The organism is Candidatus Frankia alpina (assembly GCF_902806485.1).
GTDB lineage: Bacteria > Actinomycetota > Actinomycetes > Frankiales > Frankiaceae > Frankia > Frankia alpina.
The window spans coordinates 1-6,497 of record NZ_CADCWT010000246.1 but is presented as its reverse complement, the minus strand read 5'-3'; the positions used below and the strand labels follow the sequence as shown (position 1 = coordinate 6,497).

Here is a 6,497-nt window from a genome sequence, read left to right as displayed (position 1 = left end):
GCTTCACCACCCGGCTTCCCATAGCCATCAAAATAGCACACCTGTTCGACGGGCCGGCACTGTTGTTGATGCGCCAACCCCGCCCTGAACGACGGGGCCTGCCCGCTACGTTTCATGGTCACCAGGAGGTCTCTCACGTTTGCCCCCGCGTGCCGGCTTGCCCCCACTTCGGCGCCTGCCCCCGGCCGCGGACCACGGTCCGTATCTGCGGCGCAGGCGCGGCCGTCGACCCGCTCGGCGACGCCGGACCGGACTGGCCGGGGAGCTCGAGCCACGGGACATTACGCTGATGGCTGTGCGTGGCGGTCGGCGGCGGTCGGACCCGGGCGGGCGTCGGCCCGGGCCGACCAGTCCTGACCCGCTACGCCCGCCTCACCCTTCCCACGCGCTGCGCCCATCCCACCCGCTGCACGGCCGGGTGCTCGTCGGCGCGATCCCCCGCGGGGCGCTTGCCGGAGCCGCGTTCGCTGTGCCGGCGGTGGCCTGGGCGCTGCTCGCCCATCTCCCATTCGCCGGCCAGGTGCCCGCGCCCGGCCGGCTGCTCCTCGTCGCGCTGGTCACCGTCCTGCTCGCCGCCTCGGCCGAGACCGTCCGTTCGGTGACGGCAGCGCGGCGGGCCGCCCCGTGGGCTCGCCACCAGCCGCGTCGGATCGGCGGGCCGCGGTCGTTCGGCGGTCTGCTCACCGTTCAGGGACTCTTGCATGCGGCGCTCGCCGCCGGCGGCTACGGCGCCGGGCTGCGGGCGGCGATCCCCTGCTCGGCGTGCTCCTCTGCCATGGCAGCCAGGCCGGGGCCTCGCCGGCCGTGCACGCCGCCGGGACAGCGGTCGGCTCGGGGCTTCCCTCCGGGCCGGCGGCTGCGTCGCAGCTGGCCAGCCCCGGGCTGGCGCACATCGATCCGGCGCTGCTGGCGGCCGCCCGGCAGGTCGCCGCCCGGACCGGGTCAGGCGACGCATCGGCCGCGGGTCACCGCCACCTTGGCGGCCTGACCATGCTCAGCTCCAGCTCCAGCTCCGAGGCCGGCTCCGGGTCCGCTTCGGCCGTCGCGGCCGCGCTGGCGATGCTGCTCGCCCACGCTCTGGCCGCGGCGCTGATGTTCTGGTGGGCCCGGCGGGGCGCGGAGGCTCTGGCTGCCGCCGGTCGCCTGCTGGCGCGCCGGCTGCCCGTGCTTCCGGCGATCTCGCCGGTTTCGGCGCCCGCCCCGCGGCTCGCTCGGACCCGGCGGGCCGGCTCGGCGGAGCGGCGACCACGCCTGCTGTTGCTGCGGCACGCCGTCGCCCGGCGCGGCCCGCCGGCGCCGGGCGCCAGCGATCGTTCCGGGATGCGCCGTGGCGGGTCACCGCGGCCTGACCCGGCTGCGCCGTGGGCCGGGTGGGGGGCCGTGCCGCCGTCGCCTGTTCCTTCGCCGCGTGTCCCGTTCCGCCCCGTCAGCCCGTCGTCCACCGCGTCCGCGGCAATCACATGTGATCACGCTCGCCGCCGGCCGACGGCGATCCCGCGCGCGCCCGTGGCGCCCGCTCCTAGAGCGTCATGTCCCTGATCCGTTCTCATCACGAGGTCCCCACCCGCCTCGGCCGGTCTCCCTCCCGCCATGCGGTTCCGCCCGCTGCACCATCCCCGCGAGCCGCGTCGGCCGGTCGACGCCGGCCGAAGCGGCTGCTCGGCGTCCTCGGGTCGGCGTTGGCCGTCTCGTCGATGTTGCTGGTCACCGCCTGTACCGGTACCGGCACGAACAATGGGGTGACCGTCGTCCACGCGGGCGACGGCGACAACGACGGGCTGCACGGCACCGTCCCGGCGCAGCAGCTGGCCAAACCCGCCCTGAACCTGACCGATACCGATGGAAATCCCTTCGACCTGCGGGAACGGACAAAAGGGAAAATTACCCTGATGTTCTTCGGCTACACCCACTGCCCGGATGTCTGCCCGACGACGATGGCGGACATCTCCGCAGCGCTCACCGAGGTCAAACCGGACGTACGACAGCAGATCGCGGTCGTTTTCGTGACGACCGATCCTGATCGGGATACCGGGCCGGTTCTCAGTCGTTGGCTTAAGCAGTTCAACACGACCTTCATCGGTGTCCGTGGCACGTTCGACCGGATCCGCACCCAGGCCGAAGCCCTCGGCGTTCCCCTGGAGCAGCCCGAGGTGCAGGCCGACGGTTCCGTTCTGGTGACCCACGGCTCCCAGGTGATCGCCTTCTCCCGGGACGACCGGATCCGCGCGCTGTACCTGGCGGGCACCGGTGTCCAGGCGTACATCGACGACCTGCCCAAGCTGACCGCCGAGCGGTCCGGACCAGAAGCCCGGTGATGAACACAATCGCCTACCGTCTCACCACGCCGATGCAGCCGGCGAGCCGAAGCATCTCCACCGTCCTGCGCCTGGCCCTCGGCGCCGTCTGGCTCGTCGCCGGTCTGCTGAAGGTCAACGATCCGGACGGCATGCTGCGCTCGGTGCGGGCGTTCCGCATCCTGCCCGAGGCGTTGGTGCAGCCGGTGGCCTACAGCGTGCCGTTCCTGGAGATCGCTCTCGGTGTGCTGCTCATCGTGGGGCTCGCGGTGCGGGTAACCGCGCTGGTGTCGGCGCTGATGTTCGCCGTCTACATTGCGGCCATCGCCTCGGCGGCGGCACGCGGCCTGCGCATCGACTGCGGCTGCTTCTCCTCCGGCGGCGACCTGACGGCCGACGCCCCTACGCATTACACCTCCGAGCTGGTCCGCGACAGCCTCCTGCTCGTCGCGGCCACGCTGCTCGCCTGGCGGCCCGACGGCTACCTCGCCGTGGACCGCCTCCTCGACCAACCGGTCAACGATCGTTCCGGGAGTGACGCAGATGGCCTCGAACTCTAAGACCCGCGGCAAGGGCGAGACCGGCCGGAACGCCCCGACCTCGACCAAACCCACGGCCCGTCCCGGCTCCGGCGGCGGGACGGCCCCGGCCCGGCGAGACAAGGCGGGCGCCGAGGACCGGCGGGCGAAGGCCGCCGCCGCCCGCGCTGCGGCAGCGGCTCAGGAGCGGCGGCGCCGCAACCTGATCGTCGCCGGGGTGGTCGTCGTGGTGCTCATCGTCGTCGGCGTGATCGGCTTCGCCGTGCAGAACTCGCGGGAGGAGTCGAAGCCGGTCGTGCTGCCGGCCGCGGCCACCGGGAGCCACAACGGCATCATCGTCGGCCAGGCGTCCGCCCCCGTGACGGTGGACATGTACGAGGACTTCCAGTGCCCCGCCTGCGAGGCGCTGGAGACGCAGACCGGCCCGACGATCCGCACCCTGCTCGACCAGGGCAAGATCAAGATCGATTATCACATGATGTCGTTCCTCGGCCCCGAGTCGAAGCGGGCGGCGAACGCGGCCGCCGCCGCCGCGAACGAGGGCAGGTTCCGCCAGCTCCACGACGTCCTCTACGCCAACCAGCCGAAGGAGCACACCGGCGGGTTCGCCAAGGACACCCTGCTCACCCTCGGCACCAAGGCCGGCCTGACCTCGCAGGCGTACAAGGACGCCGTCAACAAGGGCACCTACGACGGCTATGTCGCCAAGATCGACAGCGACGCGTCGAAGGCCGGCGTCGCCCAGACACCGACCGTCCTCGTCGACGGCAAGCAGCTCTCCGGCACCCAGCTGACCCCCGGCGGCTTCCGCGCCGCCGTCACCGCCGCGAGCTGACCCGGCGCCCCAACCCGATCCACCGGGTCGCCGGGCCGCCCGATCCGGCGACCCGATCGGCCGCCGCCCGGCCGTCTCCTCACCGCGGACGAGACGGCCGGCCGCGGCTACGCGTCCTGCTCCCAGGCCACGGCGGGCGGGGTGGTTTGCCGTTGCGCGCAGGCCACGACTACTTTTCGGGCCATGACTGAGACCGCCAGCGCCGCCCGTCTCGCCCCCGGCGACCCCGCTCCCGAGTTCACGCTGTCCGACGCCGACGGCAACGAGGTGTCGCTGTCGTCGTTCCGGGGCCGCCGCGTCGTCGTCTACTTCTACCCGGCCGCGTCGACGCCGGGCTGCACGAAGCAGGCATGCGACTTCCGGGACAGCCTCGCCCAGCTCAACGACGCCGGCATCGACGTCCTCGGGATCTCCCCCGACAAGCCGGCGAAGCTGGTGAAGTTCCGCGACAACGAGTCGCTGACGTTCCCGCTGCTGTCCGACCCGGAGCGCAGCGTCCTGGCCGCCTACGGCGCGTTCGGCGAGAAGACGATGTACGGCAAGAAGACCGTCGGCGTGATCCGCTCGACGTTCGTCATCGGCGCCGACGGTCGGGTCGAGGTGGCCCAGTACAACGTCCGCGCGACCGGCCACGTCGCCAAACTCCTGCGCGACCTCAACCTCGCCACCGCCTGACCGGCCCGCCTCGCGTCCTCACCCGCGCCTTCCACCCGCCCCGCCTGCCCCGCCGCCTGCCGGGCTCCGCCTGCTTATCCAGAGAAACGAAACGGACACGGAACCCTCTGGACAACCGCGAAGCGCACACAGCGCACCGGGGTTGGCCCGCGGGGCCCAGACGAGGAAGCCCTAAATGGTCAGTGGCCGTGGGGATCTGATCGGCGACGGGGGGTCGCCGCAGGGCTCGGTGTGCCCACTGGCCGCCACACCCCTCATATCTTTCTGTGACCAGTTATGCGCGGAATCATGACGAGGGGTAGTCACGGTTTTCATGCCAAAAACCGTGACTACCCCTCGGCACCATCTGGCAGCAATCTGGCCGGAAACCGGGCAGACGGGCAGACGGGCAGACGGGCGGCAATAGCCGCGCGGCGCCGACGGAACTAGTGGATAAATACCTAGAGTAACGAGAACGATCCGAACTGACTCGCCTAGCTTGCCGGCCGCAGGTCCCAGCGCAGTAGCACGTTCTCCGGTCGCCGCGGGTCGACCAGCACCGGGATGCGCCGCGGCCGGCCGGACGAGGCGTCGCCGCGCGGCTGAGATCCATGTCCGCGTCGGGCAGCACCGCGCTGCGAACCACCGGGTACGGCGCGCCCCCCGGCCGATCGACGAGCAGGTGCACCTCGGCGACGGCCCGGCCGTTCACCCGCACGCCCGTGTCACACACGGTGTCGACGGTCGCGGTCGTCGCCTGCCCGGAGTGGATCAGCGTCAACGCCCGATTGCGTTCGAGCAGGGCACGCTGGGCGGCGTGCCGCGGCCCGGACCGCCCCAGGCGGGACACGGTCCGCGCGGCCAGGCCGGCCGCCGCCGCACCCGACGCCCTAGCACCCGCCGCCGCGAGATGCCGCCGGGAAGCGCCTGCTCCAACGCCCTGGTCGACCTCAGAGTCGACGGCACCCGCCGGCGGGCCGCCCGAGTCGGACGGACCATCGGCGGGGCCGGCACCAGCGTTGTCGGCCGACAGGTCATCCGAGCCAGATCCGCCACCGGCGACGTTGACGACACCATCAGCGACGGCAGTGGACGGGGTGTCGGCGGTACTCGCGGTGTCGGTGGTCGCGGCGATGCCTGGGGCCTCCGTCGTGGTCATCTGCTGTCGTCTCCCAGTCGTCCTCGGGTGGACCGGCGCATGCACCAGCCTGCCGCCGGGCGACCGCCCGTGCGGGTCGGGCTGGCGACAGCGCGGCTGCCGCACCTGTCGGCAAGGCGACCGTCGGACGAAGGAAGCTGGCCGACCACGGGAGCCTTGTTGGCCGTTTTGTACGTCTCCGACCCCCATCCCCCCAAACTTCGCGGACCCAACAAGACACATCTGGACCGGCCCGACAGCGCACGGTGACCGCCGATCGACGCTTCGGAGAACCGCAATGCCACCGTGGTGCCAGTCCTCGCTACCCTGGAAACCACGCGGGAGTGGCGGAATGGCAGACGCAGCAGGTTTAGGTCCTGCCGCCCTAGGGCGTGGGGGTTCAAGTCCCCCCTCCCGCACCATCCGCGATTCGGCGGGGTGAACCCCGTGAATGCGCTGGCCAGGGGGCATTTCCGAGTGGGTATGTGATCTACGGGGACCGGCAGCCAGCGGCAGCAACCTGTGTCCGAGCCCTGCCCGAGACATCAACCATGATCAGCCTCCAGCGCGGCGGCGATCCGCGCACGCGACACTTCCGCCTGACCATCCACGCATTTCGCGTACACGATCAGGAGCATCTGCAACGAGTGCCCGGCCCACTCGGCGACCTGCGTGGCCGGCACCCCGGCGTTCAGCCAGCCGGACAGGCAGGCGTGCCGAAGGTCGTACGGGGTCGCGGCCAGGGGGCGGGCCGCCCCGCTCGGCACGGACCAGATAGCCCTCCTCCGACCAGCCGTAGACAGTCGTATAGAGCGTCAATCGTCTACTGATCTTTAATTCACCGGGTCGGACTGAAGTGGATTCTGCCCGGTTCCGGTTCCGGTTCCGCGGAACACCTTGATCGTCGGGTGGAGGTGGGATGCGGCCGGGTCGGGGGCGGTTCCGCGGAATCTGCATGACCGTGTCACGTGGCCGCGGCCATGGTGGTGGCCGCGGTCATGGTGGTGGCCGCGGTCATGGTGGTGGCCGCGGTCATG

Annotated in this window: 7 protein-coding genes and 1 tRNA gene; 6 read left to right on the top strand and 2 right to left on the bottom strand. The window is 71.6% G+C overall.

What is annotated here, in order from left to right; all coding sequences use genetic code 11:
- Positions 1 to 361: 361 nt before the first annotated feature.
- The gene (locus G6R25_RS27950) at positions 362 to 703 is read right to left on the bottom strand and encodes a hypothetical protein (RefSeq protein WP_235949174.1); all 342 of its coding nucleotides are present in this window, start codon (positions 701 to 703) and stop codon (positions 362 to 364) included.
- Positions 704 to 762: 59 nt separating this feature from the next.
- Between G6R25_RS27950 and G6R25_RS27945 the strand changes: the two genes are divergently transcribed.
- The 6 genes from G6R25_RS27945 to G6R25_RS19775 all read left to right on the top strand — a co-directional run bounded on the left by G6R25_RS27945 (position 763) and on the right by G6R25_RS19775 (position 5,882).
- Positions 763 to 1,539 carry a hypothetical protein gene (locus G6R25_RS27945; protein WP_235949172.1) on the top strand — a complete coding sequence of 259 codons (777 nt, stop codon included), beginning with the start codon at positions 763 to 765 and terminating at the stop codon, positions 1,537 to 1,539.
- A complete protein-coding gene (locus G6R25_RS19795) occupies positions 1,530 to 2,315 on the top strand; it encodes an SCO family protein (RefSeq protein ID WP_235949169.1) in 786 nt (261 codons plus the stop codon). The genes G6R25_RS27945 and G6R25_RS19795 overlap by 10 nt, the downstream gene beginning before the upstream one ends.
- On the top strand, positions 2,315 to 2,854 hold the full coding sequence (locus G6R25_RS19790; protein WP_136448207.1) for a MauE/DoxX family redox-associated membrane protein: 540 nt from the start codon (positions 2,315 to 2,317) through the stop codon (positions 2,852 to 2,854). The genes G6R25_RS19795 and G6R25_RS19790 overlap by 1 nt, the downstream gene beginning before the upstream one ends.
- Complete coding sequence (locus G6R25_RS19785; RefSeq protein ID WP_163554150.1) at positions 2,838 to 3,668, top strand: DsbA family protein; 831 nt, start codon at positions 2,838 to 2,840, stop codon at positions 3,666 to 3,668. Before G6R25_RS19790 ends, G6R25_RS19785 begins: the two co-directional genes overlap by 17 nt.
- A 183-nt stretch (positions 3,669 to 3,851) precedes the next feature.
- Positions 3,852 to 4,343 carry a thioredoxin-dependent thiol peroxidase gene (bcp, locus tag G6R25_RS19780; RefSeq protein ID WP_163554149.1) on the top strand — a complete coding sequence of 164 codons (492 nt, stop codon included), beginning with the start codon at positions 3,852 to 3,854 and terminating at the stop codon, positions 4,341 to 4,343.
- 1,455 nt (positions 4,344 to 5,798) lie between these two features.
- A tRNA-Leu gene (locus G6R25_RS19775) sits at positions 5,799 to 5,882 on the top strand.
- 123 nt (positions 5,883 to 6,005) lie between these two features.
- On the opposite strand, the gene G6R25_RS19770 is transcribed toward G6R25_RS19775, so the two are convergent.
- Positions 6,006 to 6,227, bottom strand: coding sequence for a site-specific integrase (locus G6R25_RS19770; RefSeq protein WP_235949166.1), 222 nt, complete (start codon positions 6,225 to 6,227; stop codon positions 6,006 to 6,008).
- Positions 6,228 to 6,497: the final 270 nt, after the last annotated feature.